Source organism: Nocardia sp. NPDC049220 (assembly GCF_040647855.1).
Lineage (GTDB): Bacteria > Actinomycetota > Actinomycetes > Mycobacteriales > Mycobacteriaceae > Nocardia.
Genome location: NZ_JBEZDA010000001.1, coordinates 1,619,964 through 1,642,553, shown reverse-complemented (window position 1 = coordinate 1,642,553; position 22,590 = coordinate 1,619,964). Strand labels below are relative to the sequence as shown.

At 65.7% G+C, this 22,590-nt stretch carries 23 protein-coding genes; 11 read left to right on the top strand and 12 right to left on the bottom strand.

The genetic code is table 11. The annotated features are described in order from the left end of the window. Nucleotides 1–26 precede the first annotated feature (26 nt). Nucleotides 27–770: a cache domain-containing protein gene (locus tag AB0C34_RS07315; protein WP_357068334.1), complete on the bottom strand. Its 744-nt coding sequence runs from the start codon at nt 768–770 to the stop codon at nt 27–29. Further along, entirely contained in the window at nt 767–1,519 is a 753-nt protein-coding gene (locus tag AB0C34_RS07310; RefSeq protein WP_357068332.1) for a GntR family transcriptional regulator, read from the bottom strand. The genes AB0C34_RS07315 and AB0C34_RS07310 overlap by 4 nt, the downstream gene beginning before the upstream one ends. A 411-nt stretch (nt 1,520–1,930) precedes the next feature. Here AB0C34_RS07310 and AB0C34_RS07305 point away from each other — a divergent pair, with 411 nt between their 5' ends. Beyond that, complete coding sequence (locus AB0C34_RS07305) at nt 1,931–2,449, top strand: hypothetical protein (protein ID WP_357068330.1); 519 nt, start codon at nt 1,931–1,933, stop codon at nt 2,447–2,449. Nucleotides 2,450–2,726: 277 nt separating this feature from the next. On the opposite strand, the gene AB0C34_RS07300 is transcribed toward AB0C34_RS07305, so the two are convergent. Continuing rightward, a complete protein-coding gene (locus AB0C34_RS07300) occupies nt 2,727–3,410 on the bottom strand; it encodes a DUF2848 domain-containing protein (protein WP_357068328.1) in 684 nt (227 codons plus the stop codon). Nucleotides 3,411–3,585: 175 nt separating this feature from the next. Between AB0C34_RS07300 and AB0C34_RS07295 the strand changes: the two genes are divergently transcribed. Further along, a complete protein-coding gene (locus AB0C34_RS07295; RefSeq protein WP_357068326.1) occupies nt 3,586–4,944 on the top strand; it encodes an MFS transporter in 1,359 nt (452 codons plus the stop codon). On the opposite strand, the gene AB0C34_RS07290 is transcribed toward AB0C34_RS07295, so the two are convergent. Then, complete coding sequence (locus tag AB0C34_RS07290; protein ID WP_357068324.1) at nt 4,916–5,554, bottom strand: GntR family transcriptional regulator; 639 nt, start codon at nt 5,552–5,554, stop codon at nt 4,916–4,918. The two genes, AB0C34_RS07295 and AB0C34_RS07290, sit on opposite strands and share 29 nt — an antisense overlap. A gap of 33 nt (nt 5,555–5,587) precedes the next feature. Between AB0C34_RS07290 and AB0C34_RS07285 the strand changes: the two genes are divergently transcribed. Further along, entirely contained in the window at nt 5,588–6,382 is a 795-nt protein-coding gene (locus AB0C34_RS07285; protein ID WP_357068322.1) for a carbon-nitrogen hydrolase family protein, read from the top strand. Between the two features lie 90 nt (nt 6,383–6,472). After that, nucleotides 6,473–6,811: a cupin domain-containing protein gene (locus AB0C34_RS07280; RefSeq protein WP_357068320.1), complete on the top strand. Its 339-nt coding sequence runs from the start codon at nt 6,473–6,475 to the stop codon at nt 6,809–6,811. 209 nt (nt 6,812–7,020) lie between these two features. Here the strand turns inward: AB0C34_RS07280 and AB0C34_RS07275 are convergent, their stop codons facing one another. After that, nucleotides 7,021–7,353 carry a DUF2568 domain-containing protein gene (locus AB0C34_RS07275; protein ID WP_357068318.1) on the bottom strand — a complete coding sequence of 111 codons (333 nt, stop codon included), beginning with the start codon at nt 7,351–7,353 and terminating at the stop codon, nt 7,021–7,023. A gap of 1,083 nt (nt 7,354–8,436) precedes the next feature. On the opposite strand from AB0C34_RS07275, the gene AB0C34_RS07270 reads away from it, so the two are divergent. Then, entirely contained in the window at nt 8,437–11,334 is a 2,898-nt protein-coding gene (locus tag AB0C34_RS07270) for an AAA family ATPase (protein WP_357068316.1), read from the top strand. Nucleotides 11,335–11,347: 13 nt separating this feature from the next. On the opposite strand, the gene AB0C34_RS07265 is transcribed toward AB0C34_RS07270, so the two are convergent. Further along, nucleotides 11,348–12,547, bottom strand: coding sequence for a phosphotransferase (locus AB0C34_RS07265; protein ID WP_357068314.1), 1,200 nt, complete (start codon nt 12,545–12,547; stop codon nt 11,348–11,350). Between the two features lie 252 nt (nt 12,548–12,799). Further along, complete coding sequence (locus AB0C34_RS07260) at nt 12,800–13,732, bottom strand: AraC family transcriptional regulator ligand-binding domain-containing protein (protein ID WP_357068312.1); 933 nt, start codon at nt 13,730–13,732, stop codon at nt 12,800–12,802. 410 nt (nt 13,733–14,142) lie between these two features. On the opposite strand from AB0C34_RS07260, the gene AB0C34_RS07255 reads away from it, so the two are divergent. The 3 genes from AB0C34_RS07255 (at nt 14,143) to AB0C34_RS07245 (ending at nt 16,906) form a co-directional block, all read left to right on the top strand. Beyond that, nucleotides 14,143–14,787 (top strand): hypothetical protein, encoded by a 645-nt coding sequence (locus tag AB0C34_RS07255; RefSeq protein ID WP_357068310.1) that lies wholly within the window; start codon nt 14,143–14,145, stop codon nt 14,785–14,787. Between the two features lie 339 nt (nt 14,788–15,126). Beyond that, on the top strand, nt 15,127–15,702 hold the full coding sequence (locus AB0C34_RS07250) for a copper chaperone PCu(A)C (RefSeq protein ID WP_357068308.1): 576 nt from the start codon (nt 15,127–15,129) through the stop codon (nt 15,700–15,702). Next, a complete protein-coding gene (locus AB0C34_RS07245; protein ID WP_357068306.1) occupies nt 15,695–16,906 on the top strand; it encodes a Dyp-type peroxidase in 1,212 nt (403 codons plus the stop codon). The genes AB0C34_RS07250 and AB0C34_RS07245 overlap by 8 nt, the downstream gene beginning before the upstream one ends. Before the next feature lie 117 nt (nt 16,907–17,023). Here the strand turns inward: AB0C34_RS07245 and AB0C34_RS07240 are convergent, their stop codons facing one another. After that, nucleotides 17,024–17,329 (bottom strand): hypothetical protein, encoded by a 306-nt coding sequence (locus tag AB0C34_RS07240; RefSeq protein WP_357068304.1) that lies wholly within the window; start codon nt 17,327–17,329, stop codon nt 17,024–17,026. Between the two features lie 183 nt (nt 17,330–17,512). Beyond that, nucleotides 17,513–18,094: an HdeD family acid-resistance protein gene (locus AB0C34_RS07235; protein ID WP_357068302.1), complete on the bottom strand. Its 582-nt coding sequence runs from the start codon at nt 18,092–18,094 to the stop codon at nt 17,513–17,515. Nucleotides 18,095–18,328: 234 nt separating this feature from the next. Between AB0C34_RS07235 and AB0C34_RS07230 the strand changes: the two genes are divergently transcribed. After that, nucleotides 18,329–19,309: a glycosyltransferase family 9 protein gene (locus tag AB0C34_RS07230; RefSeq protein ID WP_357068300.1), complete on the top strand. Its 981-nt coding sequence runs from the start codon at nt 18,329–18,331 to the stop codon at nt 19,307–19,309. A gap of 114 nt (nt 19,310–19,423) precedes the next feature. Here the strand turns inward: AB0C34_RS07230 and AB0C34_RS07225 are convergent, their stop codons facing one another. After that, nucleotides 19,424–19,744: a metalloregulator ArsR/SmtB family transcription factor gene (locus tag AB0C34_RS07225; RefSeq protein WP_357068298.1), complete on the bottom strand. Its 321-nt coding sequence runs from the start codon at nt 19,742–19,744 to the stop codon at nt 19,424–19,426. A gap of 183 nt (nt 19,745–19,927) precedes the next feature. Between AB0C34_RS07225 and AB0C34_RS07220 the strand changes: the two genes are divergently transcribed. Further along, nucleotides 19,928–20,665 carry a M23 family metallopeptidase gene (locus AB0C34_RS07220; protein ID WP_357068297.1) on the top strand — a complete coding sequence of 246 codons (738 nt, stop codon included), beginning with the start codon at nt 19,928–19,930 and terminating at the stop codon, nt 20,663–20,665. 130 nt (nt 20,666–20,795) lie between these two features. On the opposite strand, the gene AB0C34_RS07215 is transcribed toward AB0C34_RS07220, so the two are convergent. After that, complete coding sequence (locus AB0C34_RS07215; RefSeq protein ID WP_357068295.1) at nt 20,796–21,122, bottom strand: hypothetical protein; 327 nt, start codon at nt 21,120–21,122, stop codon at nt 20,796–20,798. A gap of 240 nt (nt 21,123–21,362) precedes the next feature. Between AB0C34_RS07215 and AB0C34_RS07210 the strand changes: the two genes are divergently transcribed. Further along, complete coding sequence (locus tag AB0C34_RS07210) at nt 21,363–21,698, top strand: RNA polymerase-binding protein RbpA (protein ID WP_357068293.1); 336 nt, start codon at nt 21,363–21,365, stop codon at nt 21,696–21,698. A 75-nt stretch (nt 21,699–21,773) separates the two neighbouring features. On the opposite strand, the gene AB0C34_RS07205 is transcribed toward AB0C34_RS07210, so the two are convergent. After that, nucleotides 21,774–22,556: an ABC transporter permease gene (locus tag AB0C34_RS07205; protein ID WP_357068562.1), complete on the bottom strand. Its 783-nt coding sequence runs from the start codon at nt 22,554–22,556 to the stop codon at nt 21,774–21,776. Nucleotides 22,557–22,590: the final 34 nt, after the last annotated feature.

Sequence of the window (22,590 nt, the reverse complement as noted above, 5' to 3'; positions counted from 1 at the left end):
CACGCGGCGGCGGACATCGTCGGGCATCAGTGGTATGCGATGGATCCCAGCGGATGCAACGACCACGGCAGCGCGTCGATAGGCACCGCCGGAACAGACCGGTCCATCCGGCTCGTCTTCGATCCGGTTGTGAATTCGGGATCGGTGCCCATGATGACTCGACCCTCGCTGTTGACCAGCACGACCCGCTGACCGAATGCCTGGAATCGGGGAAGCAATATCTCCTCGATCGCGGCAACCGGCACATCGGCCCCGGCGATTCCGATAAAACTTCCCGACGTGGTTGTCACCGGTATCGCGAATGTGCACACGTACTGATCGGTGCATGCGTAATCGAGAAGCGGCCCCTGTACCCATCGCCGACCTTGGTCGCGCGGGATCGCAAACCAGTCCATACCGGTGTAGTCGTAGAAGTATTCACTGTTCGGATTCAATTCCAATGTGAGGCGTCGCGGTCCGCGTTGCGCGTTTGGAAGCCACCACTCGAGGTACCGGGGACAATCCGCGAGAACGCCGTCTGCCATCACAACACCTGCGCCATTGAGCAGCTTTCCGTTCTGCTCGAGTTCGCCGAAAATGGTCCCGCGCAGCGGGGCCAAGTCGGTCGCCCGTGGCGCCGACCGCACCTTCTTCGAAAAACCATCCCACAAGGTCATCAGTGCGGTCCCGATGGATGCCAGCGACAGATATACCTCATCGGCCAGTTCGGTGACGCCACGAACGAGCGACTCCACAGTCACCTGGTCTGAGAAATTATTGGTATCCCTCATCGATCACGAAGCTCCAAACGTAGTGCAACGAGGCGGCGAATACGTGATTCAGTATGCAATTCTGCCAGTTCTCGCGCCCGGGCGTCGTCCTCCCGTTCGATCGCGTCCACCAGGTCACGGTGGGCGATCGCCTCGGTCGCCGGATCCAGTTTCAACCGCGGCAGCCAAAGCAAGGCGGAGAGCTCGGCCTGCAGACCGACCTCGGCGCGGGTCAGCCGGGTGGACTGCGCACACACCGCCATCTCGATATGAAAGCGGCTGTCGACCCGGCGCGCCGCGACATTGTCGGCGCTATCCTTCAGTCGGTCGGCGAGGGTACGGAGACGAGCAATATCGGCCTGCAACCCGCGACGCGCGGCGAACACGGCAGCCGCCCCGGTGACAGCGAACTGTTCGTCCCCCAGATCGCGCAACTCCTGGATGCTCATCTGCTGCAAACGCGCTAGCGACGTGGTCTCGAGCACCTTCGTCGAACCACAGATGAAGCTGCCACCCCCACGTCCGCGCCTGGTGTGCACGATTCCCAGCTGCCGGAGAACGGCCAGCGCCTCCCGCAGGGTCATGGTCGACACACCCAACTGGTAGGCGAGATCGGTCTCACTCGGCAACTGTTGTCCGTCGACCATCAAACCCAGACTGATGGCTGCAGAAAGCCGCTGTACCACGGCCTCGGTCTTCGGACCGCCACCCTCGAGCGGTGACAACACGGCGCCGAGCGCGGTCAGTCCGGCGCTCTCCTGGTGGGACAACGCGACTCCTCGATGACGGGGGACGTAACAGAAATTCTAGCCATGAACACTTGAACTATGAAGTCTAAAATTATAGGTATCAGCGCTCGGAGACCACCGATGGGCGTTACCGCCACAGAGAAGATGCACCAACCCGCAGGTATGGAATATCCCGCCCGGGGATGGCGACACAAAGAGATTCCGATGGCGCCGACCCGCCCGAATCGCATCACCACCCGAACCGAGTGCGCGCCCGAGCGCAGGCCATCTCGCAACCACCCACTGACCCCAGAGGCTTACTCCACACCCACCTGGAGACCTACCGCGATTCCGCGGTCTACCAGCCTCGAATCACCGAACTGCCGCGAGTAGGAGCTAGCGCCCCATCGGTAGCGAGATCACAATCAGAGAACCCTTGAACTATGAACTCTAATGTCTTATGTTATAGGCAATGTGAACCACCTCACCCGACATTCCGACATCGGCGTCACCATCGAAGCAGGTATCCACATGGCCGAGAACCCGACCAGTCCGAGCAAGCAGCTGCGGCGCCTGCGTGACGGCGGCGAGACTCCAGCCGGGATGGCGACAAGGCTCCAGCCGGGATGGTGGCGAGTCGCGTATGGCCGAAGGGTAGTGGTCGCCGAATGCACGCGGCGGGTGCGCGGAGACGAAGTATCGAGGATGGATGAAATGCGCCGAACGGAAGTCAACGGAATACGTGTGACGTGGCACGTGGTCGAGCATCACCTGATCGCGATTGTCGCCGTGCACAACACGTCCGACGCATCACCGGTGGTGTCCTTCACCCCCGGCAATTACCCGGATCTCGCGCAGGCGCGAGAACTCCTTCCGGAACTGACGAGGCTGTGGGATGCGGTTCGCCATGAATTCTGGACCAGACTCATCCCGCCGCAGCCCTTGATGGCCCGCCGGCAGGCGTTGGCATGACCTCGACGCCGATCGATTCCTCAGGTTTCCATTCCGGCATACCACAGGCCTCGATCGTGCGACCGACGTCCAGGGCGACCAACATCGCCGGTCGCAGCCCATCCAAGTCGGATTGCCGCCGCGCAGCCTGACGCCGCATGACCCGCCGGCGTCGGCGAACTGTTGGGCACAGCTATGGTGGCGGAGCCACCACAGAACAGGCGCGGTGTCCAAATCGATTCTCGTACCGGGAATCCGAACTGCCACCATCGCCACCGCCGCCCAGGAGCCCTCGCGATCAGCCGATCGGTTCCGGCATCGACACAGTGCGGTACGAGCAGGAAATGGTGTCCGCGGTGGCTGGATCTGTCATTTCGACGCGCCATGCGTCAGCGAACTGGTCGACACCGGGCAGCATCGAGATGGTGCCCGAGATCAGCACGGTACCGGGCTTGTCCGCGCCGCGGTCGGCCAGCACCCCGAGCCAATACGCGGGCGTGAGCAGATCGCCGAGGGTGCCCTGCTGAATGAGTTGCGAAGACTCCCCGTGCCCGACCCAGGCCCGCAGGGTGATGTCGTCGAGATGGTCGGCTACGTCCGACAGCCGCCACGCCCGGGTGCCGAGCACGTCGGGCGCCGCGTTCTTGCTCCACGCCACGCCGTGCGTCTCGAGCGCCCGATCGGTGTGATCACAAGCCACGGTCAGCAGGACCTCATGCTCGGTGATGACCAAGGCCCACTCGGCTTCGCCCGAAGTTCGCTGATGTTGCACGAACACCTCATCGGTCTGCTGCGCGAGGTAGTGCGCGATCGGGTACAGCGTCGGCGTGGTCTGCGGTGCGGGCACCCCGAGTTCGGCCAACTCCGCGATGTGCGCAGCTACTTCGTCCTGTTGGCGGCCGGCGTAACCGGCGTTGTAGAGCGCCGTGACCTCGACGTGCTCGGTACTGCCGTCAGGCAGGGCGAAGGTGAGCTGTGGCATGCGGGATTCTCCTGTAGCTGTCGGCGGCGGAACTGCCTTCGCGGGTAATCAGCTGTTTACGCCGAAAGGCTTGCGCATTCGTCTTGTATACAGCAAGTATATGAGATGTACGACAGTCGACGTGGTCAGAAACACACTCTCACCTGTCACGATCGGCGCTACAAAGAGGAGTGTTATGTCAGCCGATCCCCCGGCGCTCACCGCGTCGCCCGCCCACCGCAGCGGCCTGGCCAAGGCGTTCACCGCAAGCCTGACCGGTACCGCGCTCGAGTGGTACGACTTCGCGGTCTACTCGGCCGCCTCGGCATTGGTGTTCCCGCAGGTCTTCTTCCCGAGCGAAGATCCACTCACCGGGACAATCCTCGCGTTCTCCACCTACGCGGTCGGCTACCTGGCACGCCCGGTCGGCGGTTTCGTCTTCGGCCGCCTGGGCGACATCCTCGGCCGTAAACAGCTTCTCGTGATCACTCTGCTGCTCATCGGCGTCACGACATTCGCGATCGGCCTCGTCCCCGGTTACTCGACCATCGGCATCGCCGCACCGATCGCGCTGGTCGTGCTGCGGTTCGCCCAGGGCGTCGCGGTTGGCGGCGAGTGGGGCGGCGCAGTCCTCCTGTCCAGCGAATACGGCGATCCCCGCCGCCGCGGATTCTGGGCCTCCGCTGCGCAGATCGGGCCCCCGGCGGGCAACCTGCTCGCCAACGGCGCCCTCGCGTTGCTCACCGCAACCCTGAGCAAGTCCCAGTTCGAAAGCTGGGGATGGCGGTTGGCATTCCTCGCCTCCGCACTCCTCGTGGGGTTCGGACTCTGGATCCGGCTACGCCTCGAGGACACCCCCATCTTCAAGGCCATGCAGGAATCCGGTGATCGTCCCGACGCGCCGATCCGGGAGGTCGTGCGCACCCACCCACGCAGGTTGCTCGCCGCGATCCTGTCCCGACTGGCCCCGGACGTGATCTACTCACTGTTCACCGTCTTCACGATCACCTATGGCACCAAGATTCTGCATTTCGAGCGCAGCACCGTCCTGATCGCCATCCTTATCGGCTCGGGCTGCCAGCTGCTGACGATCCCGCTCGCCGGTGCGGTGTCCGACCACATCAACCGACGCCTGCTCTATGCGATTGCGGCAGTCGGCGGATTGGTGTGGACGGTCGTGTTCTTCCCGCTGATCGACGGCGGCTCACGCCTGCTGCTGATCGTTGGGATCGTCGTCGGCCTGACGTTCCATTCGTTCATGTACGGACCGCAGGCGGCGTTCATCACCGAGCAGTTCACCATCCACCTACGCTCAACCGGATCCTCACTGGCCTACACCATCGCCGGCGTATTCGGCGGCGCCCTGGCACCGCTGATCTTCACCACGCTGCTCAGCCGGTTCGACAGCTGGGTACCGCTGGCCGTCTACCTCCTCGTCGTCACCGCCGCGACGCTGCTCGGCATCGTGCTCGGTCGCGACCCCGATCCGAACGAGGACGAACAGTACGCGGAGCTGACCGAAAAGCTTACGCCCGCAACAGTATCTGCAGTGTGATCTCGAGATGCTCGTCGATCTTCGCATGCGCCAGAACCTCGTCGCCGCCGTCCAGAGCGTCGATGATGGCCTGGTGCTCGCCGCACACGTGACGCTGCCGGTTGGCGGTGGCGAACAGTGCGGCGAGCCCGACCCTCAGTTGCCGCGCTTGCAGTCCGGCATACGTGCCCGACAGCAGTTCGCTACCGGCGGCGTCGATGAGGATCTGGTGAAATCGACTGTCCCAGACGATGAATTCCCGCGCCTGCGCGGATTCGGCGAGCATTTCCTGCTGCGCCAGCGCGTCTCGCATCGCGGCGATCGGAGCGCTGCCGGCCACCAAAGTCCTACTGGCCGCGTGTCTTTCGAGTACTCCCCGCAGGTCCATCAGTTCCGCGATCTGCCGGCCACTCATCGCGGGAACGTGCGCGCCACGCTTGGGCACCATCTCCACCAGGCCCTCGGCCTGCAACATCAGCAAGGCTTCGCGGACCGGCGTGCGCGACACCCCGATGCGGTCGGCCAACTCCTGCTCATTGAGGAATGCGCCGGTCGCCGGTAACGAGATCAGCACCTGGTCCTTGACGTAGTTGTAGGCCCGTTCTCGCCCCGATAGAGCCGCGTTACGCATACAAAATGTATACACCACAGGAAGGCTCCACCGATGCTCACCCGAATCACACTCGCTCAGGTGAACAGCACCCCGGACCCCGCCGAGAATCTCACCGTCATTGATACCTCAGCGTCCCGCGCGGCCGACGCCGGCGCACAACTCGTCGTGTTTCCCGAGGCGATGATGCGTTGCTTCGGCGAACCGCTGGGCGAGATCGCACAGCCCATCGACGGCCCGTGGGCGGATTCGGTCCGGGGCATCGCCGAGCGCGCCGGACTCACCGTGGTCGCCGGCATGTTCACTCCCGCCGATGCAGGTCGGGTGTACAACACACTGCTCGTCACGGGGGGCGGCGTCGACGCTCACTACGACAAGATTCATCGCTACGACGCGTTCGGCTTCGCCGAATCCGACACCGTCGCCCCTGGCGACAAGCCGCTGCGCGTCGAGATCGCCGGCACCCCGGTCGGCTTCGCGACCTGCTACGACCTGCGCTTCCCGGGGTTGTTCCAGACCATGGCCGCCGACGGCGCAGACCTCATCGTCCTGCCCGCATCCTGGGGCGACGGCCCCGGCAAGGTCGAACAGTGGCAGTTGCTCACCCGAGCACGAGCCTTGGACTCCACCGCCTATATCGCCGCCTGCGATCAAGCCCTCCCGGCCGCCGTTCCCGATGCGTACGCGACCGCCCCCCTCGGCGTCGGACATAGCTGTGTGGTCGCTCCTGATGGGACGTCGCTCGGCGCGCTGGGGTCGGATTCGGGACTGTTGACCGTCGACATCGACCCGGCGCGGGTCGCGGAATTACGGAAAGTCCTGCCAGTACTGGCGAACCGGAGGTACTGAGCCGCAGCGCTTCTCACGGTTGCGCCGATCCCCGGGGACAGTACGTTGTTCGCAGGCTGTCCCCACCACCTACAGCGAGGATTCACACACATGGTCGAACAAGCCGACTGGCGCCCCCTGACCGCTGTGGAGGGACTGCCCCTCCTGGGCGGCACCGGACGATTCCGGCAGCCACTCCGCTCTCGGCAGGGGCTGCTGTTCGAGATCGAATACCCAGCCGGCGTCAGTTCACCGGAGCATACGCACGATCACGACAGTTTCATCTACCTGCTCAGCGGCCACCTCCGCGGCACGGTCGACGGGCGACCGGTTGAGTTGGCCGCGGGCGAGACATTGCTACATCCGGCCGGCGTCCCGCACAGCGTGACCGCTGTCAGCGATAGCCGATGGCTGGAATTCAAGGCTCCGCCTTCGGACACGCTGAGCTGAATCGCCGGCACCGACCGGATCCACCTCGGCTGCCACCTACCACTGAAAATCGCGTCGGATCACCACCGGGGAGGCGAGGCCGCAACAAGCCACACTGTCCTGCGCGGCTCACCCGAAGGCATCCACCCCTCGCACGAAGCCGGCCCGCGGCGGCACAATCGCCCGGGTCGGCGCATTCGTCGATGGCGTGACCGACACCACACGGCGGCTCACGGAGTCAGGTGCCCAAGCTTGATCACCAGTAGGTTAGCGACGAAGACGACCACAGCCACTCGATAATGCACGGCGCACAATCCGACCGCAGCGCAGCCGAACACCACGAGCTTGGTGACCACCGCGAGCAGGGGGTGGTCGAATGTCGCATTCGGTGCCGCGACGAGCGCCCAGGCCACCGCCGCGAGGAGAGGGATGCCGACGGCCAGCACAAGCTTCACCGGAGTTTCGTTGGCAGCCTTCCAGCCCCACAGCGCCAACGCCGCGAGTGCGACCAACTCCATCACGAACGCCAACATCAGGTTGGCCCATTTCCAGACTTCTGACATGCCCGCCCTCTCTTACTTACTTTCGAGAGCAACGCTCTCGAATGAGAGCAGTGTGCAGGTCGGGTTCGACTTCGTCGAGCCGTTGACAGAACCGGCGTCCGGTAGATCGATCACCGCACGGCGACGCTCGGTTGACACCGAAGTTTCTACGCGCGTCTGCTCGTGGTGGCCCGTACACGAACGATCTGCGCGGCGGTCCAGTCGAGGTCATCGCGCAGCGGACCATTCGCGTTCGCCCGAGACCGGACTCGACTTGTATCACTCGCGCTCCTCACCCCAGCGAACCGATGCCCAGCCGACACCGCGAAATCGACGCAAGACCGATGGCAGAGCACGCGTCGACATGGGTGATGAGTCACGACCGCCTCCGAAGGATCGTCGCGGAGCAATCAGACGCATAGGTTCATGGACAGGACTGCGCAAGGACAGTCCGTAAACAGGCAGGGACAGAAGGTTGTTCGTAGATAATCAGCCCCTCGTGGACCGGGCGGACCTTTCACTGGAAATGGGTGCGGTGGCTACCGTGGATCACCGCGAAGCGGGACGAATATCCCGGCTCCGACACCGACGGTGCCAACCGACCAAGCCAGGTGCGTGCCGTAGCGTCCACTCCGACACGGTGGGCCCAGTCCTATCCTTCAATGACTGCTACCCACAGTGTCCTTTCGAGAATGGCTCTGTATTGGTCACAGAGCGAGACTTTCACGGCTTCGACGACCTCGGTTGGGAAATGCCTACTACCTGCGCGGCTGATCTGCTGAGCCGAATCCGATACGCAGGCGTTCACCCGGTCCCAGCGACGGTTGTCGCTCGACGTTCGTCGATCGATCACCAGTCGGGCCGATTCGACTACCCGAGCACCACCGGTTCAGGCCGAGGTACCGTTCGGCGCCGCATTGTCGCCACCCATGTGCGCGCTACCGGCGCGGCGCAGCGTAAGGTGCAACAAAGAATGAGGAATGTCGACGTACCACAGTTCGGGCCACGGGATTTCGGACCGGTGTCGGTGTGTCAAAAAACACTGAAAGGGTCGGTCGCGGCCATTCCATTGCATCACGATATCGCTCGAAATCCTCGATGGCGATGAGTTTCCCGGGCGCGAAACTGGTAGGCAGAATTCCGGAACTGCTGACCTTGCAACAGGTGCTGGCAGATGGTCTGGTGGGTTCGGTGGGCGTTGCGGCCCTAGTGGGCGAACCGGGGATCGGCAAGACACGCATGCTCGGTGAGCTGTGTGAGCGTAGCGTTGCTACAGGTTTCGATGTCTTGGCCGGCCGTGGATCCGAGTTCGAGCGCGATATTCCCTACGGTTTGGTGGTCGACGCCCTCGATGCGCGAGTCCGGGCGCTCGAGGCCGAGATCATCGAGGATTTGGGGCGCACCAGGGTCGCCGAACTCGCGGCCGTACTGCCGTCGCTGGCGAGACTCGGTGGCGGGCTCACGAGTCGATTGGAGGTGGAGCGATTCGAGTTCCACCGCGCCGTACGAGCCACCTTCGAGCTACTCGTCCGCGACCGCCCACTGTTGGTGGCTCTCGATGACGTGCACTGGGCCGACCCCGCATCCGTGGAGCTGATCGGTCACCTCCTGCGGCGTCCGGTGCCCGGCATGGTGTTGGCTCTGGGCTACCGCCCACGGCAGGCGCCGCGCCCGCTGCTCAGCGCGGTCGAGCAAGCGATGCGCGACCATCTCCTGCGTCGAATCGAGTTGGCGCCGCTGACGATCGGCGAGGCGGCTGATCTGCTGGGGCAACGACCAGGCTCACCACTCGTCCGAGAATTGCACGCCGAGAGCGGCGGAAACCCGTTCTACCTCGAGCAACTGGCACGAACGGTCCGCAACGATCCGGCGGCTCCACGGCACACAGCGTGGGCCGGCCGGAAGCATGGGACCGGTATCCCTGCCGCGGTACGCACGACGGTGGCCCAGGAGCTGACGGTACTGCCTCGACCTACGCTCGAGGTGCTGCAGGCCGCCGCGGTAGCGGGCGATCCATTCGATCTCGATCTGGTGACCGAGATCGCGGGTACCGACACGAATTCGGTGTTGGAATGCCTCGACACGCTGGCCACGGCCGACCTCATCCGGGAGGCCGACGAGGCAGGGTGGTTCCGGTTCCGACATCCGATCGTGCGGCGCGTGGTGTACGACGGCGCGATGCCGGGCTGGCGGATCGGCGCCCACACCCGGGCCGCACACGCGCTCGCCCGCCGTGGGGCCTCGCTCGGCGCACGGGCGCACCACGTCGAGCGCTCGGCCACCGTCGGCGACGAGGACGCCGTGGCGATCCTGACCGAGGCCGGGCATGGAGTGGCCCGCCGCGCACCGGCGGCGGCTGCCGTCTGGTTCGAGGCCGCCCTGCGGCTGCTGCCGGAGACCGGCAAGGTGGAACGGCGACTGTCACTGAGCATTTCGCTCGCTGGCGCCCTCGCCTCCTCCGGCAATCTGCGGGAGAGCCGCACGACATTGGAGCAGGCACTCGAGCTCATCCCAGCCGATTCGCTCGGCGATCGGCTGCGGATCATCGGAATGATCGTTCGCGCCGACCACCGACTCGGACGAGCCGAGGAGGCCCGCCACCTCATCACCACCGCGCTCGAGCAGGCGACTCCTGGCAGCGCCGACGCTGTCGCACTACGTCTGGAACTCGCCCAGAACCAGCTCATGAGAGGCCGGTGGGAGCAAGCGGTCGACACCACCACACACGCCCGCGCGCAGGCGCAGGCCCTTGGTGATCCGACGCTGCTGCTGGCCGCGACCTCGACCCTTGCCTGGTTCGCCAGCTACCAAGGCACCATCGCCGCCGGACAGGAACTGATCGACCTGGCCGCCGACGGCATGGACACACGAGATGTCGACCTCACTCCTGCGTTGCTCGAGGCACTGGCGGACCTGGTCTACGCGGAGATCTCCATCGACCGCATCCGCGCCGCCGATCGTCATGCCGAGCGTGGACTGCACGTCAGCCGTACCACCGGCCACGGCTACGCCTTCGGTCGCTTCACGCTCGGGGCCGCCGCGTCGAAACTGCACCTTGGACAGTTGAACGACGCCCGATCTGCCGCGGAGTCCGGCGTCGAGCTGGCGCTGCTGCTGGACAATGATCAGCTGCTCTCGGCAGCGGAGAGCGCGCGGTGCTGGATCGAGTCCTTGCGGGGCGACCTGCCGACAGCGCTGGCCGCGGGCCGTGCAGCGCTACGCGCGGCCGAGCGCCAACCGGACGCGCTCTTCGCGTGGATCGCCCGCGCGTCGTACGGCGAGGCGCTCATCGAAGCGGGCGAATTCGAGCACGGTCGCCAGGAAATCCTCTCCCTCGGCGGGCCCGAGCTGGCCGATTTGCCTCCGACCACGCGTCCGTTCTGGCACCAGGCACTGGTCACCGCAGAACTGTCCGCAGGCCGAATCGACGCGGCCGAGGCGATCGCTCGGCACATCGAGGAAGTCCCCATGGGACCTTCCCGGGAGGGGAATGCGCACTACGCGCGGGCTCGCATTCATCTCGCAGTGGGCGATTTCGGGGCGGCCGCAGCGTCTGCCCACAAGGCCGTTCAGTGCTTCGAGGCAGTGGAGATGCGCGTGTGGGCCGCGCGCTCCCGCCTGGTTGTCGGCCGCAGTCTCGGGCTGGTCGGCCAGCCCGAGACTGCGGTACGCGAGCTCGAACTGGCCCACGGCATTCTGCATGACGCCGGCGCCGAACGACTACGGCTGGAGGCTGCCAAGGAACTCCGGACCCTGGGACGACGCGTACGTCGCCAACCCACCACCGAAGAGCCTACGCACCAACCGATCTTGACCGAACGAGAGCGCGACATCGCCGACCGGGTCGTCCACGGGTACACCAATCGCGAGATCGCAGCACAGCTGTTCGTCAGTCCGAAGACCGTCGAGAAGCACCTCGCGCGGATATTCGTCAAGCTGGGTGTTTCCTCCCGTGCCGGAGTGGGAGCTGCGCTGTCCCGACGCAATACCGCCCCTCGGTGACCGAACGCACACCTCAGAACTCGCGCCGACTCTCGATCGCCTGCAGCGCGTCGAGATCCATGATCGCGGTGGACGTTCGATGCACGATCGCGCGGCACACATCGGCGGGTTGGAATTCGGGCATGATGGTGCTGCGCCCGATGGTGATCATCCACGCGAAATAGGGATAGAGACACTGCTGCCGGTAGGCGAGCCACGCGGCGTCGAACGGGACGACTGGCCCGCCTGCCGCGTGCAGCCGGTCCAGATAGAATCCGATGAGTTCGCGTTCCCACGCCCGCCGGTCCGCTACTTCGAGCCCGGAGGTCATCGTGTAGGCCACGTCGAATGCCCAGCCGCCACGCATAACCAACTGCCAGTCGGTGAAACCCATCGTGCCGCCGTCGCCGACATAGGCGTTACCGATGTGCGGGTCCCCGTGCAGCAATGTCTGCGGTTCTCGTTCGGCGAGCAACAGCGACTGTTCGCAGGCCGCGTAAAGCTTGTCCTGCACGGGCGGCAGGGTGTCGGGCACGATCTCCGGAGCGCGCTCGAGCCCGACCCTCGCCCGTTTCTTCATTCCGAGGAGTCGGTCGAAGTTACGAAAGTGTGCGCTCGGAGTCTTCAACCAGTCGTACTTTTTCAGCACGGGAGATTCCCAGTAGTGGCCGTGCCAGACAGCCATATTCGCCAAGAGGCTTTCCATCTGCTGCCGCGTGATCGGCTCCATCGGAGTGCAGAACCGCGCCTGTTTGGTCACGCTGATGTCCTCGAGCAGCGTCACGGAACGACCGCTACGCGTGTCGGCCGCCCCGAAATAGCCGTGCGGAGCTTCGATATCCAGTTCTGGACGCAGGTGCTGGAAGAAACCGGGCTCCCCAGGCAGCGCGTGTGCCAAGTACTGCGTCAAACGCTGAGTGAAGGTCAAGGTCGTCTTGGCGAACAGATGCTCGGGTAGTTTCGCCTGCCGTCCGGTCTCGTTGTAGCTGACCGTGGCCCGCCATCGGCTTGTCGTACCGGCACTGGCGTCGTCGATCTCGAAGGACTCCACCTCCGCCCCCGGATGCCCGGCGGCCAGCACCGCGGTCAGCCACCGCGCGTCGACCTCGCTCTTCTTCATCGGAATGTCGACAACCGTGCGCCGACGCAGCTTCTCCGACAGCACGTGGCCGCCGATTCGCACCATTCCGGGCAGCACTCCGTTCGTCGGACTGCCCATTGATGTCTCGCCCATGCCCTCACCTTTCTCAGTTCGCCGCGTCTCACGGCGACCAGTGGATGGCAAGTATCCGGCAGCGGTCGGGCCCCAGAGTTCCCGCGCGTCAGGGGTCACAAGTGTTCCCGAGTGCGGATGACACCGCGAATCAGCGCTTTCACGTGCCGAAACGCCTTGCTGCCGATCGCGCGGTGGGTGCGCAACATGGCGCGGTTTGCCCTGTGATTGGCGCGCTAGACTCGCTTGCTGCACAACGACACTCGGCCGGCGTCATGTCCGAGTAGTCCACCTTTGCCGGGCTCGACGGAGCGCCCCGGTGTCGGCGTAACCGATGCGCCGGGCCAACGATGTCAGGGTGTCGCTCGGGCTGGTGTCGAAGCGGTGTTCCACCACAGCGCTCCGTGCGCGGTCGAGTTCGCGAGTCCAGGTGGTTCCCTCGTCGGCGAGCCGTCGCTGCAGACTGCGTCTACTTGTCGCCAAATACCGCGCGGCGCGGTCGATGGTCACTCGACCGTCGCCCAGCAGTTCGATCAGCGCGTAGTGCACCTGACTGGACCAAGTGAAATCCAAGCGGCGCGGGGGCGGCAGACTTTCCGCACACCGGCGCAGGATCTCGGCGAGTGCGGGGTCGGCTGTTCGCAGCGGCAACGCCAAATCGGCTGTACGGAAGGTGATCTGGTCAGTCGGTGCATCGAAATCGACCCGACGCGTGCCGAACACCTCGACGAAGCGATCGCGGTGCCGTGGTGCACGCTGTCGCAAGCGGATCCGGACCGGATGCACATCCCGCCCCGTGGCGTATCGGGCTCGGGCGACCACAGCCGCGAGGGCGAACTGGGTGGCCAGTTGGCGTCCACGTCCCTGGCCGTTGCGCAACTGCACATCCGCGATGGCCTCGCCCTCGGACTCGTCCGACACTGCGAATCCGACGTTGGTGGTGACGAGACTTGCGTGCTGTTCCGACAGCGCCAGACCTTCGCCGAGGGTCGACGCCGTACTGAACAGATAGTCGTGCAAACCGAAGTGCCCCAACGTGTTCATCTGACCGACGCGCAACGCTACATGCGAATCGTCCAGTGTGTGCTCAACCAATTCCCAAAGTCGCAATAGGCTATTGCTGGGCACCATAGCGTCACCGCTGCGCAATACCCAGTCCGGCAGACCCACCGTACGGGCCAGTCGCCGCCGCGACGACCCAGTCAAACCAGCATTGTCCAGTGTGAAATTCAGAAAAGAGACGTTGTCCACCGTATTCAATGCGAACACCTAATCAGAAAGGACGGGCGTTGCCGACGACCCCGGAAGCCGGAGCTTCTCGACGATAGTCCAATACCGCAGCGAGACGTCGAGCGCTGGCCGGTGCAGCGATGGAGCGACGCCACCAGGCACATCGGTAGAAACATCGGCGCGGTTCGATTGCGTGCTGCCACGATCGAACTGCCTGGTGTGCGGTAGGCGAACTCGCCGAGATCGATTGGTAACCGGGTCTTTTCCGCAAAATTGTGCACGGAGGCACGGCTACGGCGCCATGCGGCGGGGGCGGGAAACTGGGCACGAAGTCATGCGAACGATCCGGCGCGCTCAGTTTCTACGACACGCGGTAGTATGGGCTGGTGCGACATCCGGCGGACATGGCGGCGCGGCGGCGCGGCGCTTTCGTCGGTTCGATGTCCGGAGCGGTGAGCGTCGCGGCGCACGCCCTCGGCGGCGGCGCGGTCTCCCCGAGTACATCATCGGCCGCGTTGCTGATCGTCGTGTGCACCGCGGCGGGCGTGCTGGTCGCCGTGCGACGGACCCGGGCCGGACTGGGTGAAGTCATGGCGATGCTCGCTGTCGGGCAGACCCTCACGCACGTCGCGCTGACGTTGTCGGCGGGACATCAGCACGGTCGCGAAGCACCGGCACTCACACTCAGCGCCCACCTCGCCGCAATCCCGGTCGGCGCACTGCTCATCCGCGCCGCCGAGCATGCGCTGCTCTGGGCGGCATCCGAAACGCGATACACGGCAAACATCCTCGTCCACGGTCCTGCCGCACCCCGCCGAATCTTCGCCACGTCGGCCGTCGAATCCCTCCCCGGTCCCTGGCGTCGACTGTTCGGTTCGGGCTCCGGCTTACGTGGCCCGCCGACCAGTCGCTGTCCGTCGTCCTACCGCCCACGAACCCTGTTCGCCCGTTCCCGCATGGCCCCTTTCTTGCTCATCCGGGTCGAGCGCATCCTGGACGCGCAGATCAATACGCCTCGCTCGGGCTACTGACGAATCCATCGCGCCGAGAGGACGACCGGCCACCGTGCACTGCCCCCAGTCGCCACCACTCGTTTTGCCATCAGGATCCTCTAGCCTCGCCCCGCGAGGCGGCGTACCCCTGGTGCCGCAAGCGCTTGGTCGGTGTCGCGCGGGCAACGTGACAATCGGCACTCAGCACCACGGGCAGATCACATCGCCGAGCAGTTGGCACGGGTCCCCCTGTGATACGGCCGGTCCATGACAAGTATCCGGGACACAAAGTCCGCACGAACCCCGACGCCGGAAACTCGCCAATCGACTGTGGCCGAACAACCGAAGATCAGCAAACCTCACCTCACCGGAGCTTTCATGCGTATCAACACTTCTCCCGCGCCCCGCACAGGTTTGCGCACCGCTCGCATCGTGCGCGGCGCAGCCGCCGCCGTGGCGGCGCCACTCCTGCTGGTCGCCTGCTCATCGACCGATGAACCCTCGTCCGCAGCCGCGGTCACCATCACTGATCAGTGGGTCAAGGCGGCCGACGGCGGGATGTCCGCCGCGTTCGGTGACCTGAGCAATGCCGACGACCGGCCGCGCACCGTGGTGTCGGCCACCAGCCCCGCGGCCGGCCGGATCGAGTTGCACGAAGTAGTCGCCGAGTCGAATGGAACGAAGACCATGCGTCCCAAGCCGGGTGGGTTCGAGATCCCGGCGCACGGTACGACGCGGTTACGGCCGGGCGGCGACCACATCATGTTCATGGGCCTGAACGGACCGTTACGCACCGGATCGGAAACGTCGGTCACGCTCACCTTCGACGACGGATCGACCGCGACGTTCACCGCACAGGTACGGGACTTCGCCGGCAACCAAGAGAATTACGCACCCGACCACGCGAACGGCGATTCGAGCACCGGCGCGCAGACCCCCGCACACGATGGCTGAGCAGGCCGGACCGCAACCCGCGCGGATCAACCGGAGGCGCTTGCTCGGCGGGGGTGCCGCCGCGGCGGGCGCCGCCGGCGCCGGGCTCGGCGCGGTCGCACTGACCGGACAACGCGAATCTCCTGCGGCCGAGCACGCCACGACGGTTCCGTTCTACGGACCGCACCAGGCGGGCATCGCCACCGCCCCACAGTCGTGGGCGGCATTCGTCGCGTTCGATCTCCGACCGGGCACGCAACGCGACGACCTCGTCGGCCTGCTCGAGATCTGGACCGACGACGCCAGCCGACTCACCCAGGGGCGCCCCGCCCTCGCGGACACCGAGCCTGAACTGGCCCGACGGCCCGCTCGGCTCACGATCACCCTGGGTCTCGGCCCCGCGGTATTCACCGTCGCCGGTCTCGAGCACCGCAGGCCGTCCTGGCTGCGGGCACTGCCACCGTTCGACATCGACCGACTCGAACCGACCTGGACCGGCGGCGATGTGTTGCTGCAGATCTGCGCGGACGAGGCGACCACGGTGGCGCACGCGGTCCGGGTGCTGTGCCGGAGCGTGACCTCGCTGGTCACCGTCCGGTGGGTGCAGCGGGGGTTCCGGGACGCGACACCGGGGACGACACCGCGCAATCTGATGGGACAGGTCGACGGCACCGTGAATCTCGCCGCGGATACCGCCGACTTCGCCCACCTGGTGTGGGACGACGGCAGTGTTCAGCCGTGGCTGGCCGGCGGCACGTCGTGCGTACTGCGGCGGATCGCGATGGCACTGGACACCTGGGACGAGATCGACCGGGAAGGAAGGGAACTCACCATCGGCCGCTCGCTCGGCAACGGCGCCCCACTCACCGGCACGGCGGAATTCGACGAGCCGAACTTCGCGGCCGTCGATGCGACGGGGATTTCGGTCATCCCGTCGTCCTCACATATCGCGCGCGCCCACCACACGCACGACGGCGAACGATTCCTGCGGCGTGGCTACAACTACGACGACGCGCCGATGCCCGGCCAGACCTCCAATTCGGGTCTGATCTTCGCAGCGTATCAACGCGACGTGGACGCCCAGTTTCTCCCGGTCCAGCGCCGCCTCGCGGAATTCGACGCACTGAACGTGTGGACGACACCTACTGGTTCCGCGGTATTCGTCATCCCGCCGGGGGTTTCCTCGCCGGGCGGATATTTCGGAGCGGATTTGTTCGACTCTTGACGCGCACTCGGTGCCGACACGTGCAAGGTGCCGGCACCGAACCGGTCGATTCCAGAACGCGACGCGGTGGGTTCAATGGGGCCCGGGGCTGCCCGGCGACATCCCCGTCCATGCCGCCTATTCGACGGCGAAACTGCCACCCTTGGGCACATAGCCCAGCTTCTCCACGGGCAACTCACCGAGCACCTGACCGGTGCAATCGGGGCCCGAGTACAGCGTGATGGGCCGATCGGTGCCATTGCCGATGGTGACCTGGAATGTCGAGTGGAAGGTGCCATCGGTATTCAGGCAGCCCACCGGGTCCGTGTGTGGCTCACCGTTGATCGTCACCGTACCGACCGCGGCCTGGGCGGTACCCGCTGACAACAGGGCCGCGGCCCCGGCCAGCGCGAGCACACCGACGAACCCAGCACTGCGAATCATTCATGCCTCCAGTCGTTTTCGCTGTCGACCAACCCCGATGCCGACGCCTCGTGACATTGCGCCTGAGATTCTGTCACGAGCGGCCGCGGGCCGGATACGGCCCCGGCCCAGCCGACACCCCGCCCGGGCGAGCACGACGGCTGCCGCGTCGATCGACGCGGCAGCCGAGTGCGACACCCCCCGTCAGGCGGCGGCGCGAGTCGTTGTGACGTCCTTGCGAACTCCGATGGCGACGATGATCTCGATGACGCCGAGCACGATCAGCCACACGCCCGCCACCACAGCCAACGTTGCCACGGATCGGACCGGCCAGACGATCAGCACGACACCGGCGATGGCGGTCAAGACGCCGAGGAACGCCTGCCACCAGCGTCCGGGCAGACCCGACTCGGAGAGCGCGGCCATCAACAGCGCCACGCCGCGGAACAGCCAACCGATGCCGATCCACAGCCCGAGCAGCAGAATCGAGGCCAGCTCGTCACGGAAGCAGAAGACACCGATCACGATCGACAGGACACCACTGATGAAGGCGAGCACCCTGAACCCGATGGCCGCCGGCGCGCCGAAAGCCGCGATCAGTTGCAGAAAGCCGAAAACAACCAGATAGACACCAAAGATGATGCCCGCGGCCGCCAGCGTCAGCCCCGGCCATACCAGGATCAGGATTCCGAGGATCACTGCAAGGATGCCGGTGAGCAGAACCGATTGCCACGCAGTGCGACCCAGCGACTGAAGAGGACTCCCTAGCACGCTTTTTGTCGTCATTCCCTGATGTTATTCCGCGCAAGTTTAGTTTCCTGGAGATTTGCCTGTAGAGACTTGAGGTACCACGTCGCGACCAGTTCCGCGACGCGGCAGACGGGTTGTCGACGGCCGCTCCCTCGCTACGTTTATCGCTCGACGGCTCGGGTAGTCATCCGTCAATGGCTCTCGTCGTGCCCACCCCCTGGGTGAGCGGGTGGGGCGGGTTGGTGCGGCTCAGGTGGCTAGGAGAAGAGGGTGGCGGTTCTGCTCGTGCTGCAGGCACGTGGGCTCGGTGATCTACTCACCGCGGTCCCGGCTTTACGTGCCCTGCGCCGAGCCAAACCGCACGACCGGATCGTCTTGGCCGCGCCGCAACGGCTCAAACCGATCGTCGACTTGATCGCACCGGTGGACGTCTTGGTACCGACCGGCGAACTCGGCAGCTTCCGATGGGACGCGCCCGGACCACAGGTCGCGGTCAACCTGCACGGCCCGAGCGCCGAAAGCATCGTCGCGCTGGGCAAGACTCAGCCGGGCCGCATCCTCACATATCGCAATGCCGCCTTCCCCGAAGTGGACGGCCCCGAATGGCAGACGGACATGCACCAAGTGGACCGCTGGTGTCATCTGCTCGAATCCGATGGGATCGTCGCCGATCGCCGCAACCTCGGACTGGTCCCGCCGGTCTCGACGACTATCCGCCGGGATTGCGTCGTCGTGCACGTCGGCGCGGGCGCCCCAGCCCGCCGGTGGCCACCGGACCGGTTCGCCGCCGTCGTTCGGCACCTACTGGTGCTCGGGCGCGAGGTCGTGCTCACCGGGGACGCGTACGAACGCGACCTTGCGCTGAACATCGCCGCGCGGGCCGGACTCCCCGTCGGCCGGGTGCTGGCCGGCGAGCAGAACCTCATCGAGCTGGCGGCCACCATCGCCGAGGCCGCGCTGGTGGTCTGTGGCGACACCGGCGTCGCACACCTGGCCACGGCATTCGGCACCCGGACGGTCCAGTTGTTCGGCCCGACCCCGCCGCGCTGGGGTGGACCACCCCCGCACTTGCTGGCCAGGCACGTCGTGCTGTGGGCCGGCCAGGTCGGCGATCCCGATGCCGACACCCCAGACCCGGGCCTGTTGCGGATCGACGTCACCGAGGTGGTCGAGGCGGTCGACAAACAGCTGACTAATCAGCACGTGTCGGGCACCGAGAGCCGCAGGGCGGCCTATCGCCGTGTAGGTTGACCGGCTCGCGGCCTCCCGACACCACCGCGCGAGGAAGCAACGGGCGCTGTACGCGGCCTGATCGAGAACGCGCAGATGCGCAGTGCTGTGTTTTCCTGTGTTAGGGCCGGGGAATCAGCCGGTCCGGTCCGCCGCGATGCGTACCGCCGCGGAGTAGGCGGCGATCGCGCTCGGCCAGAACTGTTCGAGGTAGTCGCGCGCGTCGGCGAGGCCGCGCGGATCGAGTGAGTACAGCCTACGGTTGCCCTCCGGCCGCACCATGACCATCCGCGCCGTACGCAACACACGCAGATGCTGGGAGACCGCCGAGCTGCTCGTCCCGACCGCATCTGCGAGTTCACCGACCGAGCGCGGAGCCTGTGTCAACGCCTCGAAAATCGTGCGGCGGGTCGGGTCCGCCAACGCGGAAAGGGCGCGAACTCCATTAGTCGCCACTCATCCAGTGTGCGCAGCTGTCGTCGGATCGGTCAAACACCGTTCGCACACCGTTATTCCCGGTCAACACAGGAAGTCGCACCGGATCGTTACCCACTCGGGACATGCTGAACGGATTTTCCCCCTCGTGACGGTTGCCACAGACCTGCGAAACCCGCGAGCGCCTCCCGTACGTTTTTTGACATGCCCGTGACCTTTCCGTTACTTTTTCGGCGCGGCGCGACCCGGTCCCGCCGTCACCACGCCGCAGTCCGAGCGGTGGCCCTCGCCGCCATCGTGACCACATCGACCGGCATCCTCGCCACGACCCGACATGGCGACGACGCAGACTCCTCCGTCCGCCTTGTCGCAGGCAGGATCGCCGCAGGCGAGATCGACGCCGCCGCAGGACAGGCGAGACTCACCGCCTTCACACCGCCCACAGCACAGCGGTCTCGGACCGTACCGGACCACCCCGCGCCGTGGGAACCGCACCGCATCGCGCAGGAAGGCGCCCGGATCGCCCAGGAAGCCGCCCGCCCGAAAACAGTCCGACCCGCCGCGGGCGTCCTCACCTCCGAGTTCGGCACGCGTTGGGGCACACTGCACGCGGGCTTGGACTTCGGTGATCCGCTCGGCGCGCCGATCGCCTCGGTCACCGATGGTGTCGTCATCGAAGCCGGTCCCGCCTCCGGCTTCGGCCTATGGGTGCGCGTCCAGCAGGACGACGGCACCGTGGGCGTCTACGGACATGTCAACGACATTCTTGCCACCGTCGGACAACCGGTCCACGCGGGCGACACCATCGCGACCGTCGGCAACCGCGGATATTCGACCGGCCCGCACCTGCATTACGAGGTCCATCTGCCCGACGGCGAACCGATCGATCCGATGCCCTGGCTGGCCGTCCGCGGCATCGATGTACTGCGTAACCCGACCTGATCCGACCGCGCTCGAGGGGTTCGCGAACGCGGCTCGACGGACCGGCCCGGCCGGAAGATGCCCGCGACCGACTCCCGGGCACGCGACACCACGTCCTCGACGCACCACCACGGCCGGCCGCCGGGCAGGCTCAGCGTAAGCGCTCCGCGTCGCGAGTGAGTTCGAGCAGGGCCTTGCCGAGCATCGCCAACTCCTCGGCTGTGGCGCCTTCATCGATGGCGGTAGCGACGTCCTCGGCGGCGCACCGGGCGGCGAACCAGCGATCGGCCAGATCTGCGGCCTCCTGGGCGCTGAGCACCACTGAATCGCCGGGAATCCCGGTTCCCTTCAAGCTGTTGCGGTGTTCGTAGGCGCGTTGGCGACAGGATTGGCGACAGTACCGCCGACGGCGGCCGGCCTCTGACTCCACGATCTCCCGCCCACACCACAGGCAGCAGGACAGCAAGCGGCGCGACATGACGCAGAACACTAGTAGGGCACCGCCCGCGATCGGCGCGGCGACCCCCGGAACCCGCCGCGCACCGGGGTTGGCGAGCCGGGCATCGCGGTAGCACTACAATGGAACGGTTCATCGCGGCCGTGTCGGGAACTATCGACATCGGCCCGATCGTTGCACACATAGTCGAACGAGCGCGCTGCACTCGTCTGGACACGGTCGCAGCGCACAAAGACCCGAGCACACAGGGAGAGGCACACCATGGCAGATCGCGTACTCCGGGGCAGTCGACTCGGAGCGGTGAGCTACGAGACCGATCGCGACCACGACCTGGCCCCGCGTCGGATTGCCCGCTACCGGACCGACAACGGTGAAGAATTCGACGTTCCCTTCGCCGACGATGCCGAGATCCCCCCGACCTGGCTGTGCCGTAACGGCCAGGAAGGAATCCTGATCGAAGGCACCACCCAGGAAGCCAAGAAGGTCAAACCGCCCCGCACCCATTGGGACATGTTGTTGGAGCGCCGCAGCAAAGACGAGCTCGAGGAGCTGCTCAAGGAGCGTCTCGATCTGCTGAAGACCCGCCGCCGCGCCTGACCGCCCGCCGACATCGAATGGCCGTCGCATCGAAAGATGCGACGGCCATTCGTTTTCCGTGCTATCGCCCCGAGATCAGTGACTGGCTACCTTGCGGTAGCGCAGCAGCGCCAGCGGCATCGCCACCGCGAGAATTGCCACCGAACAGGCCACCGAGTATTCGATGCAGTGCTCGGCCGCCCAGCCGGACGGCGGGACGAAAGTAGGCGGCGACCCATTGTCGAACAACTTGCGGCCCGCAGCCGACACCGCGGTGATCGGATTCCATTCGGCGACGGTGCGCAGCGGACCAGGCAGCGTCTCGGCCGAAATGAAAGCCGACGAGATGAACGTCAGGGGAAACAGCCAGATGAGTCCGGCACTCTGCGCCACCTCGACGTTCGGCGACAGCAGGCCGGTGAACGCACCGACCCACGACATCGCGAACGCGAACAGCAGAATCACCGCGAAAGCCAACACGGCATCCGCGACACCACCGTTGATCCGCCAGCCGACAACGTATCCGCACCCGACCATGACGGCCAGGCTGAGGATATTCACCACCAGGTCCGACAGGGTGCGGCCCATCAGCACGGCCAAGCGCGACATCGGCAGGGCACGCATGCGGTCGATGATGCCCTTCTGCAGGTCTCCTGCGAGTCCGACCGTGGTGAACGCCGCGTTGAACGCCACCGTCTGTGTGAAGATTCCCGCGAGCAGGAATTCGCGGTATTGGCCGCCGCCCAGTGAGGCGCCGAAGATGTAGGCGAAGAGGAACACGAACATCAATGGCTGGATCGTCGCCGTCACCAGCAGGGTGGGAACGCGCAGAATGGTCAGCAGGTTGCGGTAGGCGACGATGGCGCTGTCACGAAACATTCGCAGCCGGGGACCGGAGTCCGCCGGCACCGCA